Annotated in this window: 25 protein-coding genes, 1 tRNA gene and 1 pseudogene; 10 read left to right on the top strand and 17 right to left on the bottom strand. The window is 61.2% G+C overall.

The window, feature by feature from the left end:
- Positions 1-58 precede the first annotated feature (58 nt).
- Positions 59-571: a signal peptidase II gene (gene lspA, locus B6S01_RS03120; RefSeq protein ID WP_037462137.1), complete on the top strand. Its 513-nt coding sequence runs from the start codon at positions 59-61 to the stop codon at positions 569-571.
- A complete protein-coding gene (locus tag B6S01_RS03115) occupies positions 571-984 on the top strand; it encodes a DUF3035 domain-containing protein (RefSeq protein ID WP_037462140.1) in 414 nt (137 codons plus the stop codon). Before lspA ends, B6S01_RS03115 begins: the two co-directional genes overlap by 1 nt.
- 171 nt (positions 985-1,155) lie before the next feature.
- Here B6S01_RS03115 and dxs read toward each other — a convergent pair whose 3' ends face one another.
- The 7 genes and pseudogenes from dxs to B6S01_RS03085 form a co-directional block, all read right to left on the bottom strand.
- Positions 1,156-3,081 carry a 1-deoxy-D-xylulose-5-phosphate synthase gene (gene dxs, locus B6S01_RS03110; RefSeq protein ID WP_037462141.1) on the bottom strand — a complete coding sequence of 642 codons (1,926 nt, stop codon included), beginning with the start codon at positions 3,079-3,081 and terminating at the stop codon, positions 1,156-1,158.
- A gap of 58 nt (positions 3,082-3,139) precedes the next feature.
- The gene (locus B6S01_RS03105; RefSeq protein WP_037462142.1) at positions 3,140-3,607 is read right to left on the bottom strand and encodes a Fur family transcriptional regulator; all 468 of its coding nucleotides are present in this window, start codon (positions 3,605-3,607) and stop codon (positions 3,140-3,142) included.
- Positions 3,608-3,653: 46 nt separating this feature from the next.
- Positions 3,654-3,980, bottom strand: a complete 327-nt coding sequence (locus B6S01_RS03100) for a DUF423 domain-containing protein (RefSeq protein WP_037462145.1) — start codon at positions 3,978-3,980, stop codon at positions 3,654-3,656.
- Positions 3,977-5,797 carry a cation:proton antiporter domain-containing protein gene (locus tag B6S01_RS03095; protein ID WP_051907953.1) on the bottom strand — a complete coding sequence of 607 codons (1,821 nt, stop codon included), beginning with the start codon at positions 5,795-5,797 and terminating at the stop codon, positions 3,977-3,979. The genes B6S01_RS03100 and B6S01_RS03095 overlap by 4 nt, the downstream gene beginning before the upstream one ends.
- Positions 5,797-6,219 (bottom strand): iron-sulfur cluster assembly scaffold protein, encoded by a 423-nt coding sequence (locus B6S01_RS03090; protein WP_037462148.1) that lies wholly within the window; start codon positions 6,217-6,219, stop codon positions 5,797-5,799. The genes B6S01_RS03095 and B6S01_RS03090 overlap by 1 nt, the downstream gene beginning before the upstream one ends.
- Positions 6,220-6,267: 48 nt before the next feature.
- A complete protein-coding gene (locus B6S01_RS21885) occupies positions 6,268-6,399 on the bottom strand; it encodes a hypothetical protein (protein ID WP_269319799.1) in 132 nt (43 codons plus the stop codon).
- A 163-nt stretch (positions 6,400-6,562) separates the two neighbouring features.
- Positions 6,563-8,622 (bottom strand): annotated as a pseudogene (locus tag B6S01_RS03085) (transglycosylase domain-containing protein).
- Between the two features lie 108 nt (positions 8,623-8,730).
- On the opposite strand from B6S01_RS03085, the gene B6S01_RS03080 reads away from it, so the two are divergent.
- Entirely contained in the window at positions 8,731-8,913 is a 183-nt protein-coding gene (locus tag B6S01_RS03080; RefSeq protein ID WP_037462153.1) for a hypothetical protein, read from the top strand.
- Between the two features lie 8 nt (positions 8,914-8,921).
- Here the strand turns inward: B6S01_RS03080 and B6S01_RS03075 are convergent, their stop codons facing one another.
- Entirely contained in the window at positions 8,922-10,217 is a 1,296-nt protein-coding gene (locus B6S01_RS03075) for an MFS transporter (protein WP_037462155.1), read from the bottom strand.
- 146 nt (positions 10,218-10,363) lie between these two features.
- On the opposite strand from B6S01_RS03075, the gene pgsA reads away from it, so the two are divergent.
- The 3 genes from pgsA to B6S01_RS03060 are packed head-to-tail and all read left to right on the top strand — an operon-like array spanning position 10,364 to position 11,631.
- Positions 10,364-10,927, top strand: coding sequence for a CDP-diacylglycerol--glycerol-3-phosphate 3-phosphatidyltransferase (pgsA, locus tag B6S01_RS03070; RefSeq protein WP_037462355.1), 564 nt, complete (start codon positions 10,364-10,366; stop codon positions 10,925-10,927).
- 3 nt (positions 10,928-10,930) lie between these two features.
- On the top strand, positions 10,931-11,191 hold the full coding sequence (gene moaD, locus B6S01_RS03065; protein ID WP_037462158.1) for a molybdopterin converting factor subunit 1: 261 nt from the start codon (positions 10,931-10,933) through the stop codon (positions 11,189-11,191).
- A complete protein-coding gene (locus B6S01_RS03060) occupies positions 11,188-11,631 on the top strand; it encodes a molybdenum cofactor biosynthesis protein MoaE (RefSeq protein ID WP_037462160.1) in 444 nt (147 codons plus the stop codon). The genes moaD and B6S01_RS03060 overlap by 4 nt, the downstream gene beginning before the upstream one ends.
- Here B6S01_RS03060 and B6S01_RS03055 read toward each other — a convergent pair whose 3' ends face one another.
- Positions 11,632-12,558, bottom strand: a complete 927-nt coding sequence (locus tag B6S01_RS03055; protein ID WP_037462162.1) for a hydrogen peroxide-inducible genes activator — start codon at positions 12,556-12,558, stop codon at positions 11,632-11,634.
- Between the two features lie 39 nt (positions 12,559-12,597).
- Positions 12,598-13,371 (bottom strand): sulfite exporter TauE/SafE family protein, encoded by a 774-nt coding sequence (locus tag B6S01_RS03050; protein WP_037462165.1) that lies wholly within the window; start codon positions 13,369-13,371, stop codon positions 12,598-12,600.
- A 157-nt stretch (positions 13,372-13,528) separates the two neighbouring features.
- Between B6S01_RS03050 and epsC the strand changes: the two genes are divergently transcribed.
- The 3 genes from epsC to B6S01_RS03035 all read left to right on the top strand — a co-directional run bounded on the left by epsC (position 13,529) and on the right by B6S01_RS03035 (position 15,636).
- Positions 13,529-14,251, top strand: a complete 723-nt coding sequence (gene epsC, locus B6S01_RS03045; RefSeq protein WP_037462167.1) for a serine O-acetyltransferase EpsC — start codon at positions 13,529-13,531, stop codon at positions 14,249-14,251.
- Positions 14,251-14,595: a DUF2794 domain-containing protein gene (locus B6S01_RS03040; protein WP_037462169.1), complete on the top strand. Its 345-nt coding sequence runs from the start codon at positions 14,251-14,253 to the stop codon at positions 14,593-14,595. The genes epsC and B6S01_RS03040 overlap by 1 nt, the downstream gene beginning before the upstream one ends.
- Positions 14,596-14,703: 108 nt before the next feature.
- Positions 14,704-15,636 carry an NAD(P)H-dependent flavin oxidoreductase gene (locus B6S01_RS03035; protein ID WP_037462357.1) on the top strand — a complete coding sequence of 311 codons (933 nt, stop codon included), beginning with the start codon at positions 14,704-14,706 and terminating at the stop codon, positions 15,634-15,636.
- Here the strand turns inward: B6S01_RS03035 and B6S01_RS03030 are convergent.
- Together B6S01_RS03030 and B6S01_RS03025 are read right to left on the bottom strand one after the other, a co-directional pair.
- Entirely contained in the window at positions 15,631-16,551 is a 921-nt protein-coding gene (locus B6S01_RS03030; RefSeq protein ID WP_081570265.1) for an alpha/beta fold hydrolase, read from the bottom strand. The genes B6S01_RS03035 and B6S01_RS03030 overlap by 6 nt on opposite strands.
- A gap of 142 nt (positions 16,552-16,693) precedes the next feature.
- The gene (locus tag B6S01_RS03025) at positions 16,694-18,664 is read right to left on the bottom strand and encodes a hybrid sensor histidine kinase/response regulator (RefSeq protein WP_037462172.1); all 1,971 of its coding nucleotides are present in this window, start codon (positions 18,662-18,664) and stop codon (positions 16,694-16,696) included.
- 204 nt (positions 18,665-18,868) lie between these two features.
- Between B6S01_RS03025 and B6S01_RS03020 the strand changes: the two genes are divergently transcribed.
- Positions 18,869-18,942: transfer RNA gene (locus B6S01_RS03020), tRNA-Gly, on the top strand.
- 9 nt (positions 18,943-18,951) lie between these two features.
- Here the strand turns inward: B6S01_RS03020 and B6S01_RS03015 are convergent.
- The 5 genes from B6S01_RS03015 to cyoC all read right to left on the bottom strand — a co-directional run bounded on the left by B6S01_RS03015 (position 18,952) and on the right by cyoC (position 22,543).
- On the bottom strand, positions 18,952-19,485 hold the full coding sequence (locus tag B6S01_RS03015) for a response regulator transcription factor (protein WP_037462173.1): 534 nt from the start codon (positions 19,483-19,485) through the stop codon (positions 18,952-18,954).
- Positions 19,475-20,800: an ATP-binding protein gene (locus B6S01_RS03010; protein ID WP_037462174.1), complete on the bottom strand. Its 1,326-nt coding sequence runs from the start codon at positions 20,798-20,800 to the stop codon at positions 19,475-19,477. Before B6S01_RS03010 ends, B6S01_RS03015 begins: the two co-directional genes overlap by 11 nt.
- The gene (locus tag B6S01_RS03005) at positions 20,797-21,444 is read right to left on the bottom strand and encodes an SURF1 family protein (RefSeq protein ID WP_081570264.1); all 648 of its coding nucleotides are present in this window, start codon (positions 21,442-21,444) and stop codon (positions 20,797-20,799) included. Before B6S01_RS03005 ends, B6S01_RS03010 begins: the two co-directional genes overlap by 4 nt.
- Before the next feature lie 65 nt (positions 21,445-21,509).
- Positions 21,510-21,902: a cytochrome o ubiquinol oxidase subunit IV gene (gene cyoD / locus B6S01_RS03000; RefSeq protein WP_037462178.1), complete on the bottom strand. Its 393-nt coding sequence runs from the start codon at positions 21,900-21,902 to the stop codon at positions 21,510-21,512.
- The gene (cyoC, locus tag B6S01_RS02995) at positions 21,899-22,543 is read right to left on the bottom strand and encodes a cytochrome o ubiquinol oxidase subunit III (protein WP_037462180.1); all 645 of its coding nucleotides are present in this window, start codon (positions 22,541-22,543) and stop codon (positions 21,899-21,901) included. Before cyoC ends, cyoD begins: the two co-directional genes overlap by 4 nt.

Here is a 22,543-nt window from a genome sequence, read left to right as displayed (position 1 = left end):
ATCTCAGGGGTTCCCTCGTGTCACTATCGTCACTCAAATCCTGCGGCGCATGTAGCTGATGGCCGCCGTCAACCACCGCCCGCTCGGGCTGACCGTGGCGATCGTCACATTGGCGCTCGACCAGTTGGTCAAATATACGGTCACCTATCCGCTCGCACTCAAAAGCCGGATGGACGAGGGGATCGAGATCCTGCCGATCTTCCGCCTGCGCTGGCTGGAAAATCGCGGTGTTTCGATGGGTTTTTTCCACGCTGACACGGACCTGATGCGCTGGATACTGGTCGGCATGACAATGCTGATCGCCGGTTTCGTGGGCGTGTGGATGTGGCGCGAAAAGGCGCGGCAGGATGTCGCGGCCCTTGGCCTAGTGCTGGGCGGCGCCATCGGCAATATCGTAGACCGTATCCGGCTGGGCTATGTGATTGATTATGCCGACCTGCATTTCGGTGAATGGCGGCCCTTCCTGATTTTCAACCTCGCCGACGCGGCCATCACCTTCGGCGTGCTGATCCTTCTTGCGCGGGCGCTCCTGCTGCGCGAGAAGGGCGCAAAGACGGAGTCATTGAACTGATGCGTAAACTGATCCTCGCCGCTGGCCTGATTTCCTTGCTGTCCGCTTGCGGCGGTGGCGGCGGCCTCTTCAACCGTTCGCGGCCCGATGAGTTCGCCGTGTCGCGTCAGGCTCCTCTGGTGATTCCGCCCGATTATGCGCTGGTCCCGCCCGCGCCCGGCACGCCCGCCGCCGCGACCGTCGATTCCGGCCGCGCCGCCATGGACGCCATGTTCGGCGGCCCCGCTCAGCGCAGTGCGGCTGAAAGCTCGGCCTTGACGGCTGCGGGCCGTGAAAATGCCGCCGCGGGTATTCGCTCGTCGGTGGGCGACCCCGGCACCGATGTCGTTGACAAGGGCGCGGCCACGCGTGAAATCATCGCCGCTCCGGAAGGCGACGGTCAGGACGCCCGCGCCGCAATCCCGCAGCCCTAATCGATATGACGGCTTAGGACTGGTTTTCGACAAAGGTCGTGAACCGGTCCAAGGCTTGGTTGATGGCTGGCCGAGCGTGAAGGCTGGTGATCGTCACGAGACGCTGCCGTCCGAACCTCTCCTGATCGATCGATGCGCGCCCGATCTGTTCGACGGGCGCGTGGATTTGGGTCAGGCGCGTGCTTCGGAGCCGATTCCGGGGCTATTGTGACGAAGAGCCGTCAGCACGGTATCCACGACCGCTGCGGCGTCCAATCGCGCATTGGCATATTGCACTTCCGGCTTGTCCTGATCCTGGAAGACGTCCGGCAGCCGCATCGTGCGCAGCTTGAGGCCATTGTCGATCAGCCCCAGGTCGCTCGCCAGTGTAAGCACATGGGCGCCAAGGCCGCCAATGGCGCCTTCCTCGATTGTGACGGCAACTTCGTGGGTCGTCAGCAGGCGGCGGATCATCGCTTCATCCAGAGGTTTTGCGAAACGCAGATCTGCTACGGTGGTCGATAACCCCTTGGCCTCCAGCACGTCCGCGGCTTTCAGCGCTTCCTCGAGCCGGGTTCCCAGCGAGAGAATGGCGACCTGCCGCCCTTCACGGACGATGCGGCCCTTGCCAATTTCCAGCCGCTCAGGAATTTCCGGCATCGGGACGCCAAGGCCGTTGCCACGCGGATAACGGACAGCAATTGGGCCATCGTCGTGCATGGCGCAGGTGTGCACCATGTGTACCAGTTCGGCTTCGTCAGCCGCGGCCATCACCACCATGTTGGGCAAGGTGGCGAGATAGGTGATGTCGAAACTGCCCGCATGGGTCGAGCCGTCAGCGCCCACCAGACCCGCGCGGTCGATTGCGAACCGCACCGGCAAATTCTGAATCGCGACATCATGCACGACCTGATCATAGGCGCGCTGCAGGAAGGTTGAATAAATAGCGCAGAAGGGACGCATGCCCTTCGCGGCAAGCCCTGCCGCGAAGGTCACGGCATGCTGTTCGGCGATGCCCACATCGAAGGCGCGAGTGGGAAAGGCCTGCGCGAATTTGTCGAGCCCGGTGCCTGAAGGCATGGCTGCGGTGATCGCGCAGATGCTGTCGTCGCGACGCGCTTCGGCAATCAGTGCGTTGGCAAAGACGGTGGTGTAGCTTGGCGGACCGGGAGGCGCTTTCGCCTGGGTTCCCGTGATAACGTCGAACTTCTGAACGCCATGATATTTGTCCGCGGCAGCTTCGGCAGGGGCGTAACCCTTACCCTTCTGCGTCACGACATGGATCAGGCAGGGCCCTTCGGCCGCATCGCGGACATTTTCCAGGACGGGGATCAACTGATCCAGATTATGCCCATCGACGGGGCCGACATAATAGAAGCCCAGTTCCTCAAACAACGTGCCGCCCATCGCCATTCCACGGGCGAACTCATCGGTCTTGCGGGCGGCGTTGTGAAGCGGGCGAGGGAGCCTTCGCGCGAGGCGCTTGGCAAGATCGCGCAGGCCCAGGAACTCGCGGCTCGATACGAGGCGAGCGAGATAAGCGGACAGGCCGCCTACGGGTGGCGCGATCGACATGTCGTTGTCGTTGAGGATGACGATCAACCGGTTCCCGGCCTCGCGCGCGTTGTTCATCGCTTCATAGGCCATGCCGGCCGACATGGCCCCGTCGCCTATGACCGCTATGCCCTTGCCCGGCTTGCCCGCGAGCTTGCTGGCGACCGCAAAGCCGAGCGCGGCGCTGATGGACGTCGAACTGTGCGCAGCGCCGAACGGATCATATTCGCTTTCCGCCCGCTTGGTGAAGCCCGACAAGCCCCCGCCTTGCCGCAGCGTGCGAATGCGATCGCGCCGACCAGTCAGTATCTTGTGCGGATAGCATTGATGACCGACGTCCCAGACCAGCTTGTCGTTAGGCGTGTCGAACACATAATGGATGGCCGTAGTAAGTTCGACGACGCCCAGCCCTGATCCCAGATGGCCGCCGGTCACGCCAACGGCGGAAATCACTTCCTGCCGCAGTTCGTCAGCGAGTTGGTCCAGCTGCTCCGGCTTAAGCGCGCGCAGGTCCGACGGCCAGATAACCTGGTCGAGGAGCGGGGTGGATGGGCGATCATTCATGAAAGATATAGACTCCCAAGCGCGCTAGGCCGTTCCGGGTGAAAGCGCAACGCTCCCTTCACGCCATGCACTTGGCGCAGGTTCCCAAAATTTCGATGACGGGCCGTTCTGCACGGAATCCTTCATGCTCTGCTACCGCGCGAACATCGCCTGTGACCACGTCGTTATCGACATGCGTGGCTTCCTTGCAATTGCGGCAAACAAGGAAGATGCAGTCATGGTGGCAGCCGGGATGGGCGTTGGCGATATACGCGTTGGCGCTTTCCACTCGCATCGCGATGTTGTTCGTCACGAAAAGGTCGAGGATACGGTAAACGCTGTTAGGGGCGACACGCTTTCCCCGCGCCTTTGAGACATGATCGGCGATATCATAGGCCGATGTCGGCTTTTCTTCGGCCGCCAGCGCATCGAAAATTGCGGCCCGCATCGGCGTCCATTGCTCATTCTGCGCTTCAAGCGTGATGCGCGCCGCGTCGGCAAGGCTGGACCCGGTCGGCTCATGATGGTGATGATGGTGTTCGGCCATATCGGTCAGTCTAGGCTCGGGTGCTGGTTCGGGCAAGGGCGGGGTATCAGGCGCGCCAATAGATCCACGCGGCCCACAACCAGCCTGCGATCATCAGGGTCCCACCGATGGGCGTGATCGCCCCCAGCCAGCGCGGCGCGCCTGCCGCCATGGCGTAGAGGGTGAAGGCGAAAATTGCTGCGCCCGTCAGGAGCAGCACCGCAGCGCCGCGTGCTTGACCCGCCAGGGTAAGGGCGGCGACGGCGTGGATCAGCTGGTAAAGGCCGCCGGTCCGCAGCCACTCGGCCGCTTGCGGGCTGGAAGCGCCGTGGGCGCCGAAAGCGCCCGCTGCAATGGCGAAAGCCGCAGACAGGGCAGCCAGAATCGCGATCATGCCTTTTCCTCTTCCTCTCCCCGCGCGATCAGGCGCATGCGGCGGCCAGGCCGGAACATCAGATCCTTCGCCGCTAGCAGCGTCCCCTGTTCGCCTTGTACGGTCATTCGCTCCGCGTCATTCGCGCGATATTGCCGCTCTACTTCTTCAATCTCCGCCTGCGGGACGCCCAAAGTCTCCATCGCCTGCACGCCCATGCAGATGGCGGATTCGAACACCTCCCGGACGACGCCCGCGAGATCCACGTCCTTGAGAGCGAGCACTTGCCGCCGATCAAAGGCACGGACGAGAAGCGCCGCCTGTGGGAACGCTTCTGCAATGGGCTCAAGCATTCTGTTATCGAACGAAGGATCGTCGTGACAGAAGGCGATCAATCGCGCTTCGTCCGCTCCTGACCGGCGCAGCAGGTCCATACGGGTGCCGTCGCCATAATAGACCTTCATGTCGAACCGGCTGGAAACCTCGATCTGCGCGGGCTTCTTGTCGATCAGAACGACCTCGAACCCGTGACCCATCAACATCTGGGCAACGGTTTGGCCAAAACGGCCATAGCCGACGATGATCGCCGTGCCGCGTGTCGCTTCGTCGGGGCCGGGAAGATTGTCTCCGCTCCTGGGCCTGGCGAATTCGAATCTGCGGGCAATCAGCATCAGGAACGGCGTGGTCGCCATCGAGAAGGTGACGATCGCGCTGAACAGGCTCGCGCCTTCCGGTGCGATCAGCATGGCATTCTGTGCCTGAGCGAACAGGACGAAACCGAACTCGCCGCCTTGACTAAGCAGCATGCCGGCGCCCAGGGCTTGGGTCCATTCCATGCCGAACAATCTGGCAAGGCCAGCGATCAGCAGTGCTTTGGTGGTGACGAGCGCTATCGCCATTCCGATGACGAACAACGGATTGGCCGCGACGGTATGCAGGTCCAGCACCATACCCACGGCGAGGAAGAACAAGCCGAGCAGGATCGATCGGAACGGCTCAACATCTGATTCAATCTCATGCCGGTAGGGCGAGTCGGCTAGCATCACGCCCGCCACAAAAGCACCGAGCGCCGTCGAAAGATGCAGCGCATGCATCAGGGCGGCGGCAGCCAGAACGGTGAACAGTCCAACCACCACGAACAGTTCCCGCTCGCCCAGGCGGCCGACAAGTTGCAGCAGAGGGCGCAGGATGAAACGGCCCGCAAGGACCAGCCCTGCTATCGCGGCGACCGTGTAGCCCGCGAGCAACCACCCTGGAGGACCGCCAGCATCGGCGGGGTTGCGCGATAGTGCGGCGACGATTGTGATCAGCGGGACGATCGACAGGTCCTGAAACAGCAGGATGGAAAAGACCTTCTCGCCAAAAGGCGAATTGATGCGGCCGCTGCTCTTGAGGCCGGGCAGCACCTGCGCGGTGGAAGACAACGCCAGGGGCAGCCCGAGAGCGATCGCCGCGCCCCATGTGAAGCCGGTGGTAAAGAAGATGATCGCGGTCAGCGCCAGTCCGCAGATCACCACCTGGGCAAGACCCAGGGCAAAGATGTCCCGTTTCAATCGCCACAGTCGCGCTGGATGCAGTTCGAGCCCGACGAGGAAAAGCAGCAGGACGATGCCGATTTCCGCGATGGCCAGTTTTGATTCGGCGCCCGCTACTAGCCCCAGTCCCTGCGGTCCAACCAAGGCGCCCGCGACAAGATAGCCGAGCACGGCCCCCAGGCCAAAGCGGCGGAAGAGCATGACGAACAGCACCGCCGCGCCGAGGAGTATCACGCCTTCGGTCAACAGGACGTCGGTTGCGGAGATGGGCGCGCTTGCGGCGCTCACAGCTGGGGTGGACATCAGGCGTCGGCTATCCGGGCGGCTTCTGCAATGGCCTCAAAGCCAAGGCGGATCGATGCATGACGTGCCGGATAGCCGCGCGCAGGTGCAAGGATCGTAAGCCCCGGCCAGAAGTCGAGGTCGTCGCTCTGCCCGGAAAGATAGGCGGCCAGTTTGTCGCGGGCATCGGCCAGTTCATCGGCGGTCATCCCGATTGCCTGAGCCGCCATCAGCGAAGCGGAGGCCTGGCCGAGGGCGCAGGCTTTGACATCCAGTCCAAGCGCGGTCAGCTTGCCACCCTCCATCCGTACATCCGCCGTCACCCGTGAGCCGCAGGTCGGGGAACGCTTCTCAACGCTGGCCTGCGCATCCGGCAGCCGCTGATGATGCGGAATAGTTGCGGCAAGCCGCAATATGTCCTTGTTGTAGAGAGGAGCGCTCATCCTTGCTCCTTTAGGACAGGTCAGGCGTGGGAGGAAGGCCGCAGACAATTACTTGTAGATAATCCGCAGTTTTGCTGCCGCCTCGGCGGCGATACGACGGGCGCTGTCCGCGTCATCGGCCAAGGCCAGCGTCACGCCCATACGCCGGTGACGCGTCGTGGGTTTGGCGAATATCCTCAAGTCGATTTTGCGATCACCTGACCCCCAGCCTCTTGGCCGAGATTGCGAATTCACGCCCAAGCTCGCCCGAGCCAAGCAGCAATATCTCCGCTGGGAACGTCATTACTTGTCCTTCGAATCGCCTGCTTCAATACAGGGGCATGCTGCCAGCGGTGGTCAGTCGTCAGGGAGCCGCCCCTTCATCGACCGGCTGGGTTGGCGTCAATCGGGGCGGCGGGGTGGCGGGAACAGGCAGGGGCGGGATTGGTTCGGGCTGATCGATTGGCAGGCGGAGCTGGTTGGGGCCGATGTTGACCGACATGCCGTCCTGATCGATGCCGACGCTCATATTGCCCAAGCCCGCTTCCATAGCGACATTGGCGATGGCGTTGACCAGGTCGCTGTCCTGCTCCTCCGGTGCGACTTCGGCCGGTTCGTTGATCGCGCCCGACATGAAATTGCGCCAAATGCGCGCTGGCACGCCACCGCCCGCCGCGCCGCCGGGCAGGGGAGAATTGTCGTCATTGCCGATCCACACCGCTGTGACGAGTCCGCCCGCATAACCGACAAAGATCGCGTCGCGGCTGTCCTGCGTCGTGCCGGTCTTGCCGAAAGTGCTGGTACGGAGCGCCGCTGCGCTGCCCGTGCCCCGGTTCGCGGCCGATGACAGTAGATCGCGAATCATTGCCAGCTGATCCTGGCTGAAACGCCGTTGACGGCTCATAAGCCTTTCAAACCATCCCTGCTCCTCTGGCGGCAGGCCATGGGCGATCACGGGATAGGCGCCCGCAGCCACCGTCGCATAGGCTTGCGCCAGTTCCACCAGCGGGACTTCGGATGTGCCCAGCGCGAGGCTGAGGTCTTCTGTCAGTGGCGTCGTGATGCCCAGGTCACGGGCAACCTTGATGACGGCATCGACGCCCACCTTCTGCGTCAGCCGCACCGCTGCGACATTGCTGGATGCGGCAAAGGCCTGCCGCAGGGTTATGCGACCGCGATATTTGCCGCCATGATTGGCGGGACGGTAAGTGCCGGCGGTGATAGGGCGATCTTCAACGAAATCCTCCGGCGTCATCCCTGCGCGAAAGGCTGCGAGATAGACGAATAGCTTGAAAGTCGATCCGGGCTGGCGTTTGGCTTGCACCGCCCTGTTGAAGCTGCTCCTGCGATAATCCCTGCCGCCAACCATCGCGACCACGCTGCCGTCCGGCTTCATCGCCACCAGCGCGGCCTCTGCCTTCCCCAGCGGTGCGCGTCGGATCGCGGCCTCGGCCAGCCGCTGCACGCGCCAATCCAGGGTCGTGGAAACGGTCTGCGCGCCATAGACCGCACCTGCACGGTCGCGAGCCTGTGGAAGAACCCAGTCGGCGAAATAGGTCCCGGTCGTTGAATCCGGTGTCTCGCGTACGTCCAGCCGGGCAGGACGCAAGCGATCCCGTTCGGACTTGCCGATATAGCCAGCTTCCACCATCGCCTGCGTCACCAGCGCGGCGCGCGCCCGCGCTCCTGCGAGGTTGGCGGTGGGGGCGAGGCGCGAAGGGGCCTTGAGAAGCCCTGCAAGCATAGCCGCTTGCGGAATGGTCAACCGCTCGGGCTGGCGGCTGAAATAATGGAGCGAGGCGGCGCGCAGGCCGTAGACATTGTCGCCGAAATAGACGTTCGACAGATATCGTTCGAAAATCTGATCCTTGGTCAGCCAGGCCTCCAGCCAGAAAGCGATCATCGCCTCCCGCGCTTTCCGGCCGAAGGTCCGGTCGCTGGACAGAAATATGCCTTTCGCGAGCTGCTGGGTGATGGTGCTGCCGCCCTGAGAGGAGCCGTCCGACCATAGATTGTGCCACGCGGCGCGGGCTATGCCGCGCGGATCGATCCCCCAATGACTGTAGAAGCGCCGGTCCTCGATCGCCATGAAGGCCTGAGGCACATGCTTGGGCAAGTCAGCAATCGCAACGGGCCGGTCTATCATTGCCCCGCGTCGCGCGATGAGATGGCCGTCGGCGGACATCAGGCTGACGCTGGGCGGCGCTATCGGCTTTAGCGATTGCGAGAGGGGCGCGGTGACCGCCAGCCAGGCGATCATCAGCATCAGCAATGCCAGCATGGCCGCCATCATCCATCCGGCGATCTGCAACCGCCGTCGCCAAGGCGTGGGTGGGGGAAGGCGCTGGGCGGCCCGGCGCCGAATTCGCGAGCCGGTTGATCGGGTTGGGGGGCGGGGAGGGGGTCTCTCATCGGTTCGGTCATGCTGTATTATTCGTTTGATACAGTCAAGATTGTCCTGCCGTGGGACAGCCGCGCATTAACTACGATTGGGGATGGTCGAAAAGGTAAATGAGGCGTTAACATGCGGCTATGCGAACCCGTCCACTCATCCTGACGACTGAATCGGCTCGGCATCCCTTTCGCCAGCGGTTACCGCGGCATGTGGTGGAAGTGCGGGATGTCGCCGCCCCCACATCGGATGACAACGACTGGAAGCTGTTCCTGCTCAGCTTCGGGGCTTTCTTCACGGCGTTCTACAGCTTCATCTTCTAGAACAGGCGTCAATCGCATGCCTTGTGAAGGGTCCATGCGATCCACGCGCAGGGAAGGCACAGCGCAGCCACCAGCAGCAACTGGTTGACGACGGACATGCCCGCGACGCTCAAGCCGATTGCGAAGACGGATCCCAGCACCATGGCCCCGGAATTGACGATATTATTCGCCGCCACCGTGCGGGCCGCTTCGCATTTTTCAACGGTCGTCGTCAGGAAGGCGTAGAGTGGTACGACGAACATTCCGCCGAATGTCGCCACGCCCAGCAGGCATGCCGACAGGGCGAGTGCGAGCGGGTGGGCGAGGAAGCCTTCGAGCGAAAGCCGCGCGCCGTCAGGAGAAGGCGCCCACAGATCGCATACGATGTGAAATGCGACGATGCACAGGCCCATGCCGATGACCGACGCGGGTCCATAACGCGCCGACACATGGCCCTTCAAAAGGCGGTTGATCGCGATCGACCCGATCGCGATGCCCACGGAAAAGATCGCCAGGAACAGGCTGGCGACCGCCTTGTCGGCGGTCAGCACATTCTTCACGAGTGGCGGGAACTGGATGAAGAGGATCGAACCGACCGCCCAGAAGAAACTGATCGCCATGATGGCTAGGTAAAGGCGCCGGATATGCATCGTGCCACGCACCAGCGCCACGGAGGATCGGATGATGTGGAAATCGATCGGTTGCCGGGAGAGTAGCGAGGGAGCGGGCGGAACTTCCCTGCCCGCTGCATAGCCGACCGCTGCGGTGATCACGATGCCGATTGCGGCCACTTCGACGGGGATGATGCCGGCCAGGATGGTCCCTGCGAGAATCGCGATATAAGTGCCCGCCTCCACCAGCCCGGTGCCGCCAAGCACTTCGTCATCGTGCAGATGCTGGGGCAGGATCGCATATTTGATGGGACCAAAGAAAGTCGAGTGAACGCCCATAGCGAACAGGGCGCACAGCAGCAGCGGGATGGCAAGGCTGTGAATTGCGATGCCGCTCCAGATCAGCGCCAGCCCTGCCGCGCCGACCAGCATGATGACGATTTCAGCCGCTTTGACGTAGCGTATGATGACCGCTTTGTCGCGCTGGTCAGCCAATTGCCCCGATAGCGCGGATAAAAGGAAAAACGGCAGGATGAAGATGCCTGTCGCAAGCGCGCTGAACCAGGTTTCGGACCGTTCATCATTGTAGACGCTGTATACGACGAACAGCACCATCGCGTTCTTGAACAGGTTGTCGTTGAATGCGCCGAGGAGCTGGGTGATGAAAAGCGGCAGAAAACGTCGCTTGTTAAGGAGCCTTAGGGAGGCTTGCATAGGCGAGGGGGTCTTCTTCGCTGTGGAGTAGCGGGCGCGGTCTAGCGGTTGCCGCGTCCTCTGTCCAACCCCCAACGCATGAAGATGGATAAAGGGGATTGATGCGGCTGCTTGTGCAAGGGCGCGGACTGTGGCAGGTCGCCGCCATGCTGACGCTGCCCAATCTGCTGACGCTTTCGCGCATATTTACCGTGCCCCTGCTTGTTGCATTGCTGTGGCCGGCCGAGGTCGGTGCGCGCTGGACGACGGGCTATGCGCTGGCGTTTGCGCTTTACTGCCTGATGGGCATTACTGATTATTTTGACGGCTATCTGGCGCGGGCGCAGGGCGCAGTGTCGAGGCTTGGCATTTTCCTTGATCCGATCGCGGACAAGATAATGGTGGGCGCCGTCATCCTGATGCTCGCTGCGACGCGAGACATTGCGGGTATTCACATCGCTGCCGCCATGATCATCCTTTTGCGCGAGATTGCCGTATCCGGGCTCCGCGAATTCCTCGCCGGGCTTCAGGTGTCTGTGCCCGTTTCGCGGCTCGCAAAGTGGAAGACCGCGTTCCAGCTCATCGCCCTTGGCGCATTGATCCTCGCCGGAGCAGTGCCCCATTTCCCCTTTGTGCAGCTTACGGGTATCGCGACCCTTTGGGCTGCGGCCATACTGACGCTGATCACCGGATGGGACTATCTGCGGGTCGGCATCAAGCATATGGATTGACCCATGGCGACGCTCGACATCCTCTATTTCGCCTGGGTTCGCGAAGGTGTCGGTCGCGATGCTGAGCAGATAGAGCGGCCTGCGCCTGACGTTACGGTGGCAGAACTTATCTCCTCGCTTGCCGATCGTGGCGGCGGCTATGCCGAGGTGCTGGGCGACCGGCAGCGGCTGCGGGCGGCGCTCGACCAGCGGTTTGTTCCGCTTGAAACGCCGATCGGTGAAGCGAAGGAGCTGGCGATCTTTCCGCCGGTAACGGGTGGATGAACCGGATTTCGATCCAGGCGGATGATTTTGACCCCGCCATCGAATTGGCCGCACTGGAGGCGACCGGCGGCGGAGGCGTTGCGAGTTTCACCGGTATCGTGCGCGGCGAAAATGGGCTGGCCGCGCTCGAACTGCACCATTACCCCGCGATGACCGCGCCTCAGGTCGAGCGCATTGTTGAGCAGGCAATGGCGCGCTGGCCACTTTTGGGGATACGGATCATCCATCGCTTTGGCCGCTTGGAGCCGGGCGATCGCATCGTATTTGTCGGGACCGCATCGCGACACCGCACCGCAGCGCTGGAAAGCTGCGCCTTCCTTATCGACTGGCTCAAGTCCGAGGCGCCGTTCTGGAAAAAGGAGCATTTCGCTGACGGCGCCACCGCCTGGGTGGAGGCGCGGGCCGAAGATGACGTGAAAGCGCGCGGCTGGATAGGTTGATCAGGCGGCGACGCTCGGTTGAGGCAGATCGGCGGCGTCTCGCAGGATTTCCGCGAGCAGCCGGAATTCCTTCTCCCTTGGACTATTTTTCCGCCAGACCAGGGCGATGTCGCGATGCGATCGGTCAGATCGTAGTGGTCGCGCAGTGATGCGCGTGTGATCCAATATACCGCCATTGATCGCCATTTCAGGCATGATCGTCATGCCAAGCCCGTTATCGACCATCTGCACCAATGTGTGCAGTGACGTGCCCATCATCATGGCGCTGGAGCGAATTTCGGGACGATTGCATGCGGCAAGAGCGTGGTCCTTAAGGCAATGACCGTCTTCCAGCAGCAGCAGCTTCGTTTCGTCGATCGTGTCAGGCGCGATCCATTCGGGCGGATCGCGCGGATCGTCGTGGGGAAATGCGACGTAAAGCCGGTCCTGAAACAACAGCTCGCTGTCCAGGTCGCCGGTCGGGAAGGGAAGCGCCAAGAGTACGCAATCCACATTGCCGTGGCGCAGCGATTCGATAGCTGTCTGTGAGGTCTCTTCCCGAAGATAGAGTTTAAGTTCCGGGCGCTCCGCCCGGAGTCGAGGCAGCAGGCTGGGGAGCAGGAAGGGTGCGATGGTGGGGATGACGCTCATTCGCAGCTCGCCGGTCAGCGGCTTGCCCGATGCTTCGGCAATTGCCGCCAGTTCCTCGGCCTCGCGCAGCACACGATGCGCCTTTTCCACGATGCGATCGCCAAGGGCCGTGAAGCGAACCACCCGGCGGGTGCGCTCCACCAGAGTGACACCGATCAGGGATTCCAACTCGCGAATGCCGGCGGAAAGGGTGGATTGCGTAACGTAACAGCTATCTGCCGCCTTGCCGAAATGCCCATGCTGCTTCAGCGCGACAAGATATTGCAGCTGTTTGAGAGTGGGCATGTAGCTCGACATTGATCGCCTTTCTCGATTAGAAAGTCGAAGATAAGAGCATTATCCGATATATCCAAGCCCTTTGACGACGCCGAACAGCGACGTCAGCGTCAGGATCGTGCCCACCGCCATGAATAGCAGGCGGGGCGCAATGTGACGGGCAAGCACCGCGCCGAAGGGCGCCGCTACCACGCCACCTATCAGGAGGCCGACAGTGTAGGTCGTGAATGCCTGCCAGCCCAGATGCAGAATGAATGTGAGGCTGATGGAGAGCGTCAGGACGAATTCAACCGTATTGACGGTGCCGATCGTGTGACGGGGGCTGGCCCCCTGGATCAGCAGGTTGGAGGTCACGATCGGCCCCCAGCCGCCGCCGCCGGTCGCGTCCATGAAGCCGCCAAAAAGGCCGAGCGGCGCCACCCATTTTGGATTGCGAGGATGAGGGGGAAGATGAAATCCTCGCCAGATGAGATATGCACCGATCGCAGTCAGATAGATTTGGACAAAAGGCTTTATGATCGATCCATCGATGTTGGAGAGAATATAAGCCCCCGTTATGCCGCCAATAATCCCAGGAATGACGAGGCGCGCGAACAACCGCCAGTCGACGTTGCGATGCGCGATATGACTGAGCGCTGACACTGCTGTTGTGAAGGTTTCCGCGGCATGCACGCTGGCCGATGCCCGGCTGGGGGGCACGCCCAGCGTCAGCAAGAGCGTACTGGAAATGACGCCATAGGCCATGCCGAGAGCGCCATCGATCACCTGCGCCCCGAAGCCGATAAGAATGAATGGCAACAGATCGCTGAGATGCGCAAGTAGGGGGTCGGTCATTCCTCGGCCTCTGACTGAATTGTCTACTGCTTTGATTGGTATATCATTCCCGGCCAAGAAACTTTCTGTTTTATGATACCAAGCCGAAATAGCCGCATCTGGAAAACCCGTTCCCCCGCGATTATGTAGGGAAAGTTGGGTTTTCAGGGGCCGCTGCATGCTGCGCAATCTTGTTGCTTATCTGGACTCGGTGAAATCGCGCGATCCTGCGCCTCGTTCCCGTGCGGAAATACTCCTTTATCCAGGCGTATGGTCGCTTGCATTTCATCGCGTCGCGCATCGCCTTTACGGCGCGCGCCTCTATTTTCTGGCGCGTGCCGTCAATCACCTGTCGCGCTTTCTGACGGGCAACGACATCCATCCCGGTGCGCGTATCGGCAAACGGTTCTTCATTGACCACGGCTTCACGGTGATTGGGGAGACAGCGGAAATTGGCGATGATGTTACCCTTTATCAGAATGTCACGCTGGGCGGCACCGATCCTGCGAACGGCATTGCGGGCAAGCGCCACCCGACATTGGCAGATGGCGTCATCGTTGGTTCTGGCGCGCAGGTGCTGGGGCCGATTCAGGTGGGTTCGCGCGCCCGCATCGGCGCCAACGCCGTGGTGACGAAGGATGTGCCGGAAGCAGCGACCATGGTAGGCATCCCCGCGCGCCAGATGTTGGTGGATGTTACGGCCTATCAGCGGGAATTCTTGCCCTATGGCACTCCATGCTCCGATTGCTACGATCCCGACAGGCATAAGCTGGAACAGCTACAGGCCGAGGTCCAGCAGCTTCAGAAGCGGTTGACGGACCTGATCGAGCAGCGGGATGCAAAGGCGGTCAGCCCTGATGACGATGACATTCCCTTGTTCCAGGAGCGTGGCCGCGCCTGATGACCAATGTCACGCCGTTTCCGTTTCAAGCCCCTAGGGCAGAACAGACGGCTTTCGACCGGCTTGAGCTTCAAAGGATAATGGATCTTTACGGGCGCATGGTATCGGCCGGTCATTGGCGGGATTACGCCATTGATCTGGGCAGGGAAGCCGCCGTTTTCTCCGCCTTCCGACGCTCCGCCGAGCGACCTGAATATCGGATAGAAAAACGTCCTTCGCTACGTCATCGTCAGGGTATGTGGGCGCTGATTGGCGAGACTGGCAACATATTGAAACGCGGAGCGGAGCTTCAAGGCATATTGGCTCCGGTGGAGCGCCGTCTTCTCAAAATCGTGCGGGATTGACCTTATCGTCTGTCATTGCCGTGGCGTTGGGGTATCACATTATAAAGTCGGCTTGCCATGGCTATGGCTGTTGCTACCGGTGAGCTGAACAAGAAGAAGAGTTCGCGCATGTCCCTGCCTGCATTGCTTCACGGACGTCTCTCATTGCCCCTCATCGCATCGCCGATGTTCATCATTTCACAACCCGCGCTGGTGATTGCCCAATGCCGCGCTGGCGTCGTAGGGTCTTTCCCTTCGCTCAATGCGCGGCCGTCGGGCATATTCGAGCAATGGCTTCAACTGCTGGGTGAAGCATTGACGGAACAGGATGCGCCCTTTGCCGTAAACCTCATCGTGCATAAGACCAATGCGCGACTGGAGGAAGATCTCGCCCTTTGCGTGAAGTATCGTGTGCCGATCGTCATCACATCGCTTGGCGCCCGCCCGGAGGTCAACGATGCCGTGCACAGCTATGGCGGCATAGTCCTGCATGACGTCATCAATAACATGTTCGCCAAGAAGGCGATCGAAAAGGGAGCCGATGGTCTTATCGCCGTTGCGGCGGGGGCGGGCGGTCATGCGGGAACCTTGTCTCCCTTCGCGCTGGTGGAGGAAATCCGTGCCTGGTTCGACGGCCCGCTGATACTGTCGGGGGCCATCGCGACCGGCCGATCGATAGCCGCAGCGCGGATGATGGGGGCCGATCTCGCCTATATGGGATCGCCCTTCATCGCGACGGAGGAAGCGAATGCCGCGGCTGACTATAAGCAGATGATCGTCGATAGCGGCGCGGAAGAGATCGTCTATTCTGACTATTTTACGGGCGTCCATGGGAACTACCTGAGGGCAAGCATCGCAGCATGCGGTCTTGATCCTGAGAAGCTGCCGAAGGCTGCCGATATGGATGTGGCGTCCATAGCTGATGACGGAAAAAAAGCCTGGCGTGACGTATGGGGCGCCGGACAGGGGATAGGCGCGATTCGCAAAATTCAGCCGGCTGGGTCCTTCATTGAGGAGCTGAAGGCGCAATATCAGACGGCGATCGCGGCCTTTCGATCATAGAAAGGCGCGCAGTTCCGCGAGGAAAGAGTCGAATTGATCGTGATGGAGCCAGTGCCCCGCATGCGCGAACTCGACCAGCCGAGCGTTTTGGAAATGAGCGGCTCGCCCATCCTTCACGGGATTGGACGCCCAACTGTCCAGTCCCAGGCAGAGTAGGACGGGGCAGGAGATTCGCCTCCAGAAATTAGGCAGCTCATCATCCGCCATATCCTGCGGCGCGGGGTTGCGGAGATAAGGATCGAATTTCCAGCCGTAGCTGCCGTCCTCGTTGCGGTTGACGCCATGAGCCGTCAGGTGAAGCGCCTGTTCGACAGACAGGTGGTCGTTGCGTTCCCGCATCCGGGCCACTGCCGCCTCCAGCGTGGGATAGTGGCGCGCCGTCTGCCGGGCGCTGGCACGGCGCTGCTCGATCCATTCCCGCCAACGGTCCGGTGCTGCCCGTGCAGCCTTCTCCCTGATAGCCTGGGGCGACAAGCCCAACCCCTCGATCGCGACCAGGCGTTCGACCCGATCCGGGAAAAGGCCAGCATAGCGCAGGACCAAAGATCCGCCGAGCGAATGGCCGATAAGGGTCACCTTGTCGCGACTGAACTGGTCCACCAGTTGTGCGAGATCATAGACGAAGTCTGCCATCAGATAAGCGCCTTCAGCAGACCATGCACTGTCCCCATGCCCACGAAGGTCAAGGGCGACCACATGATAGTCGCGGGCCAGCGCCCGCGCCGTCCAGTCCCAACTGCGGGCATGGTCCAGCGCACCATGAACCAGGATCAGTGTAGGAGCGGAATGATTGCCCCAATCCACATAATGAAGACGTGTGCGCAGCGAGGTGAAGAAATGCGAGGTTGGGCTGTTTGCCCACGGGCCGTCCGTACGATCGTTGCGAGGGCCAGAGAAGGAAGGCGTGACGTTCATGTCCTCGGGCGTACTCCGCAATGTGGTAACGGGCATGTTGTGACGCAGCTGTTATAACAGCATTCGCCAGGTAATTGGTGACGATAATGAGGAAGATCGGCGCATTCCCGTGCCAAATCGGGAGGAGGGGCCGGTCGGCCCTTCAAAAATCCCTGGGCGGTGGCTCAAGTGAGATGGACCGCCCGCTGGCGCGATCACCGTGAGCAAGCGCCAGGATGCGTGCGAGGTCCGCTTGTCTGAACGGTTTATCGAGCCGCAGACGCTTCGTTGCGTGGGGAGGGAGTTCGGCATAACCGGTGATGATGATGACGGGCAGGCCGGGATGGCTTTCATCCAGCGCGTCTGCCAGTTGAGCGCCGGTCATGTGAGGCATGGCATGATCGGTAATGACCAGATCGACGTCACCCTCGCTCAGCACGCGCAGTGCGTCGGCGCCAGATCCAGCTTGAAACACGGTATGCCCAAGCTCCTCCAGCATCCCCGCCGTGTTGGTCAGCACCAGATCGTCGTCATCGACCGCCAATATGACCAACGGCTGATCGCTCGCAACGCTTGGGACGAAAGGCTGCACTTCGACTTGGGGTAATGGTTCATCGGACCCGACGGCGACCGGCAGCCACAGCGACACGCTTGTCCCCTGTCCCGGCACGCTGGAGATGATCAGGGATCCGCCGCACTGTTGGGCGAAACCATGCACCATGGAAAGGCCAAGACCCGTACCCTTGCCAATCCCTTTGGTCGTGAAGAAGGGTTCTCGAGCACGTGAAAGCGTGACTTCATCCATCCCTTCACCTTCGTCTATGACCGACAGGCAAACATAATCACCCGTTGCCAGATCGGGCCGTTGTGCAGCCGACACCTTGGCGTCCGTGCCCTCTATAATGATCCGGCCGCCGTTCGGCATTGCGTCGCGGGCGTTTACGGCCAGATTCAGCAGTGCCAGCTCCAACTGGGCGGGGTCGGCATGAGCGGAGCTAAGAATCAGTGGAAAGCGGGTCTCGATGGTCACGGTCGAACCCAGGGTAGATTTCAGCAGCCCGGCCATGTTGCGGATCAAGGCCACGCAATCGACACTGCTTAACCTCAATTCCTGCCTGCGCGCGAAAGCGAGCATGCGCTGCGTCAGAGTCGCGCCGCGATCGGCTGCAGTCATTGCATTGTCAATGTAGCGGGAGATGTCGGCGCCGGTGCCAAGCCGTTGTCTGGCCAGGTCCAGGCTGCCTACGATAACGGCAAGCAGATTGTTGAAATCATGGGCAACGCCCCCGGTCAGCTTGCCGATCGCATCCATTTTTTGTGACTGGAAGATGGCTTCGCGTGCTTCCTCCAGCGCGAGTTGGGTCTCTCGCCTTTCGGTAAGATCGCGCGTGATTTTCGCAAAGCCTATAAGTTCGCCCATGGGGTTACGGATGGCGTCGATAACGACGCTCGCCCAAAAGCGTGAACCATCCTTACGAATTCGCCAGCCTTCCGCTTCAAAGCGACCCTCCCTTGCCGCTGTGTCCAGCGCACGGGAAGGCACGCCGGCCATGCGATCTTCTTCCGAATAGAAGCGTGAGAAGTTCTGCCCCAGTATCTCGCCCGCGGCATAGCCCTTGAAGCGCTGCGCGCCCGCGTTCCAACTGGTGATGGTGCCGACGGGGTCCAGCATGTAGATCGCATAGTCGGTGACGCTTTCGACCAGCAGCCGGAAGCGCTCCTCGCTCGCTCGCAGCGCTTCCTGCGCCGCGCGCCGCTCCGTCAAATCCCGCGTCACCTTTGCGAAGCCGATCAACTGGCCTGCGGAATCGCGAATAGGATCGATGACAACATTGGCCCAGAAATGCGTGCCATCCTTACGCACGCGCCATCCCTCGGCTTCGAAGCGGCCTTCCCGGTCTGCGGTATTCAATGCAAGTGCAGGTATGCCGGCTGCCTGATCCTCTGGCGTGTAGAAGCGGGAAAAATGCTGGCCAATGATCTCGTCGGCTTCATAACCCTTGAACCTTCGCGCGCCAGCATTCCAGCTGATGACCGTGCCATCGACCGATAGCATGTAAATCGCGTAATCTGTGACGCTCTGGACAAGCAACTCGAAGCGGTTTCCAGAGTTCTCCGGCTCCGCCGTGCTCATAAAGCCCTCATAATATTATATGTTATCGAAACATGCGAACACGCTGACTGGTCGATCGTTCCCCGGCTGGCGGGGCGCATACAGGCCCAAGCGGCATCTCATTATAAATAGGCCCTTATTTTTCCGAAGCCGTTGTGCGGTAGGGCGGAAGATGGCGAGGTCGTTGACGCGGTTGGGGACAGCCGCTAATTCCCACCCAAGCGCGCGGGTGTAGCTCAATGGTAGAGCAGCAGCTTCCCAAGCTGACGACGGGGGTTCGATTCCCCTCACCCGCTCCACCTGCATTTTCACCCGACCTGGCGCTTGGCGAGCTTTCTGGCCAGTGTACGGCGGTGCATGCCCAGGCGGCGCGCTGCCTCCGAAATGTTGAAATCGCTGTCTTTTAGCACCTCATGGATATGTTCCCATTCCAGCGTTTTGATTGACGTCGGGCGCGGGGCGAGAGGGGTTGAAGGGTCGCCAGTGGACCGGGCAAAGGCGGCTTCGATATCGTCTGTATTGGATGGTTTGGCGAGATAGTGAGACGCGCCAAGCTTGATCGCTTCCACCGCAGTTGCAATGCTCGCGAAACCAGTGAGGACGACGATCAGCATTTCGGGGTTATGGGCATGCAGCGACTGCACGCAAACCAGACCAGATTCCGGGCCGAGCTTAAGATCGACGACAGCATAGCCGGGCTTGTGATTTCCCAGCAGCGAAAGGACTGCGGCGTGGCTGTCAGCGGTCAGGACCGTATAGTCGCGCCGTTCGAAGGAGCGCTTCAGCGTCTTGGCGAGGGCCTCGTCATCCTCGACCAGAATGAGAACCCGTTCACTTGTCATCGGGCTGATCCTCCAGTGCGACGGTGCCCAACGGCAGGCGGAGCAGGATCAGGGCGCCGCCGTCTGCGCCGTTGCTGGCCGAGACGCTGCCGCCCAGTTTGCGGACAACATTGACCACCAGGAACAGGCCAAGCCCGCCACCCTGCTTACCCTTGCTGGTGCGATAGGGTTTACCGAAATCAGCGAGCATCTGCGGCGAAAAACCGCAACCATTGTCACGAACGGCAATATTGAGCGATGTGCTGTCGCGCCCGACAAGCAAGTCGATATAGGTGCCGCCCGCTTCCCGCGCGTTGTCGAGCAGATTGCCGATCGCCTGTCGGATGACGGGGTCCGCGATGATAAGTGGATAGTCGTGAGGGCCGAAATCGCATCGCAATGGCATGCCCGGATTGGCATCGCGCCAAGCAGTGGCAATGCCTTCAATAAAGTCACGGACATTGGTGACTTGCGGGGCTTCCCCGCGAGCTTCGCCGGCGGATAGCAGGATGCCGGTCACGATCGCCTTGCAGCGTTGAACGGCAGCTTGCATTTCTTCCACTTCCTCCACCATCGGCGGGTGATCGGTGATCTCTGGCATGCGCCGCCAATCGCCGAGTACGACCGCGAGTTGGGAGAGCGGCGTACCCAGTTCATGGGCCGCGCCCGAAGCGAGGAGACCCATGCGGACGATATGTTCTTCTTCGGCTGCCTGCTGGCGAAGCTGAGCCAGATAGGCTTCGCGCGCCTGGAGGTTGCCGGTGACGCGGGTCATGAACAGCACGAGCAGAATGGCTATCATGGCGAGACAGATCCATGTCCCGACAATGTGCAGGTCGAACAGATGCCCTTCCAATGCGTCGGTGAGGCCGAGGGGCCGGTACGCGAAGGAAAGCAGCGCGGCGCACAGCATCGACATCAGGACAATGCCCCAGATGCTGAGCCGGTCGAGCAACACGGCGCCCAATGCAACCTGAAGGAGGTAGAGGGTGATGAATGGGTTGGTCGCCCCGCCGGACAGATAAAGCTGGGCTGTGAGGAGCAGCACGTCAAACAGCAGAGCCAGGAAAAGCTCTGCATGGGCGACATCCGTGCGGCGGCGTAACGCGGCGAACGTGATGACATTCACAATCGCAGCGACCGATGCTACCAGCAGCATCGCCGCGACCGGAAGGTTGATGCCCATGCCCCAGTGAACGAAGGCTATGGTCCCGACTTGCCCCGCGATCGCGATCCAGCGCAGTTGCACCAGCAGCGCCATATTCTTGCGCCCCGCGGCGTCGGCGGGCCATTTGCTGGGTAGCCAGCGCGCGCTGAGGGGCGTTTTCGGCGTCATGTCCCGCGCTCTTTCCATTCGTGCCGCATGACGATCATGTAAGCGCCAGCGGCCATGGCTGCCAGCGCGAACCATGTGGCAGCGTAGGAAAGATGATTATTGGGAAATGTCAGAACGGTAAGACCGCCCATCGGCAGGGCATCTTTGAGGCCATCATGCTCCGCATCAATGAAATAATTGGCGACGGGCGAGCGAAGCGAACGAGCGGCGGCTATGGCGGCGACGTCGCGTGAATACCAGCGGTCGGCTGCAGGCGCATTGCCGCGCAGAAAGCCGCCGCCCGGCTCCGAAAGGCGCATGAGACCGGTCACCTGCACAATGCCCATCGGCTTCGAATATCGTGACCGCTCCTGTGGCGGCACGAAGCCCCGGTTGACCAGCAGTGTGAAGCCACGATCGGTGACCAAAGGGGTCAGCACCCAATAGCCCGCACCGCGCACAGTGGAAGCCTGTACCAGCGTGGCGCGGTCATGGAGGAAGTGCCCGGTGACGGTCACACGGAGGTAGGCGTCTTCCTTGCTCCCGGTCGGGGGCGCGGGAACAGGTGCGGCATGGACGCGGCTTTCCACCTGTTCAATCAGATCGCGTTTCCAGGCGAGCCGGTCGATCTGCCACATGCCAAGGGTTGCAAGCCCGCCGACCATCAGCGCGGCTATAAGTGACAAGGCGATGAGAAACCCCGCCGAGCGGCGGCGAGGTACATCTCTCGTCACGGCATCTGGCTCATGTCATGCGCGCTCATGCCCTGCATCTGGGGCATCATATTGTGATTAAGATGATACATGACCCAGATGGATCCTGACAGGGTGATGACAACGAGCACAATCGTGAAGATCAGGGCCAACATGGTCCAGCCGCCTTCCGAGCGGGTGTTCATGTGCAGGAAGTAGATCATGTGAACGACGATCTGCACCACTGCAAAACCCAAAATGATGAAGGCGGTGAGCTGCGCATCGCCAAGCACGCCGGTCATGACGAGCCAAAAAGGGATGGCCGTCAGGATCACCGACAGCCCAAACCCGATCATATAGCTGCGGAAACTGCCATGGGCGTAGCCCTCGTCATGATGGCGGTGGGTGTCGTGCTGGTCCTGTGCGCTCATCGCAGCATCCCCATGAGATAGACGAAGGTGAAGACGCCGATCCAGACGACGTCAAGGAAGTGCCAGAACATCGACAGGCACATCAGGCGGCGCTGGTTGGCCGGGATCAGGCCCTTCTTCGCGACCTGGACCATCAGCGTCACCAGCCAGATGATGCCGAAGGTGACATGCAGCCCGTGGGTGCCGACCAGGGTAAAGAAGGCCGACAGGAAACCCGATCGCATCGGGGTCGCGCCTTCATGGATAAGGTGGGCGAACTCGTACATCTCGATCGAGAGGAAGGCGAGGCCGAACAGGCCGGTGATCGCCAACCAAGCCTGTGTCGCCGTCACCCGATTCTTGTCCATGGCCAGCATGGCAAAGCCATAGGTGATGGAGGAGAAGAGCAGCATTGCGGTGTTGAGCCCGACGAGCGGCAGGTCGAACAGATCCTTGGGCGACGGGCCAGCGGCATAGTTGCCGCCCAGCACGGCATAGGTCGCGAACAGGCAGGCGAAGATGAGGCAATCGCTCATCAGGTAGATCCAGAAGCCCAGCATGGTGCTGGAGCCTTCCGGATGGTGCGGCTCATGTTCCAGGTGGAAGAGCGGCTTTCCATCCTTGTCGAGGAACGCGGAATCGATTGTTGGTGCGCTTGCCAT

This window comes from Sphingobium herbicidovorans (assembly GCF_002080435.1).
Lineage (GTDB): Bacteria > Pseudomonadota > Alphaproteobacteria > Sphingomonadales > Sphingomonadaceae > Sphingobium > Sphingobium herbicidovorans.
This window is presented reverse-complemented; position numbering and strand designations above follow the sequence as displayed.